The following is an 832-nucleotide window of genomic DNA, read 5'->3' as shown; positions in this document are numbered from 1 at the left end:
TATTCTACCACTGAACTACTTCCGCAAGACATGTTTGAGTTATTTTATTAAAAGTGCGGGTGAAGGGAGTCGAACCCCCACGCCAAAGGCGCTAGATCCTAAGTCTAGTGCGTCTGCCAATTCCGCCACACCCGCATATTTTGTTAAAATGGTGAGCCATGAAGGATTCGAACCTTCGACCCTCTGATTAAAAGTCAGATGCTCTACCAACTGAGCTAATGGCTCTTAATGGCTGGGCTAGCTGGATTCGAACCAGCGCATGACGGAGTCAAAGTCCGTTGCCTTACCGCTTGGCTATAGCCCATTAATTAAGAATGGTGGAGGGGGGCAGATTCGAACTGCCGAACCCGAAGGAGCGGATTTACAGTCCGCCGCGTTTAGCCACTTCGCTACCCCTCCGACATATATGGTGGAGGATGACGGGATCGAACCGCCGACCCCCTGCTTGTAAGGCAGGTGCTCTCCCAGCTGAGCTAATCCTCCGTTTTGCCTGGCAACGTCCTACTCTCACAGGGACAAGGTCCCAACTACCATCGGCGCTAGAGAGCTTAACTTCCGTGTTCGGTATGGGAACGGGTGTGACCTCTCTGCCATCATTACCAGACATTATTCTTTTGAGACAATCATTATTATAACTTATTCACTTTAAAAGTCAACAAGTTTTTTATGTTCTCTCAAAACTAGATAACATTTGCTACATATTATATGGTTAAGTCCTCGATCTATTAGTATTCGTCAGCTCCACATGTCACCATGCTTCCACCTCGAACCTATCAACCTGATCATCTTTCAGGGATCTTACTAGCTTACGCTATGGGAAATCTCATCTTGA

General features: G+C 47.1%; 5 tRNA genes and 2 rRNA genes. All 7 read right to left on the bottom strand.

The window, feature by feature from the left end:
- Positions 1–54: 54 nt before the first annotated feature.
- Positions 55–135 (bottom strand) — tRNA-Leu (locus ACXVYO_RS06275).
- 14 nt (positions 136–149) lie between these two features.
- Positions 150–225: transfer RNA gene (locus ACXVYO_RS06270), tRNA-Lys, on the bottom strand.
- Between the two features lie 4 nt (positions 226–229).
- A tRNA-Gln gene (locus ACXVYO_RS06265) sits at positions 230–304 on the bottom strand.
- An 11-nt stretch (positions 305–315) separates the two neighbouring features.
- Positions 316–399 (bottom strand) — tRNA-Tyr (locus tag ACXVYO_RS06260).
- An 8-nt stretch (positions 400–407) separates the two neighbouring features.
- Positions 408–483, bottom strand: a tRNA-Val gene (locus ACXVYO_RS06255).
- Between the two features lie 5 nt (positions 484–488).
- A 5S ribosomal RNA gene (gene rrf / locus ACXVYO_RS06250) occupies positions 489–604 on the bottom strand.
- A gap of 101 nt (positions 605–705) precedes the next feature.
- Positions 706–832 (bottom strand): 23S ribosomal RNA (locus ACXVYO_RS06245); the annotation flags it as partial.

This window comes from Bacillus sp. BC08 (genome assembly GCF_054326875.1).
Note: the sequence above shows the minus strand (reverse complement) of the source record. Positions and strands in the feature narration are given on the sequence as shown.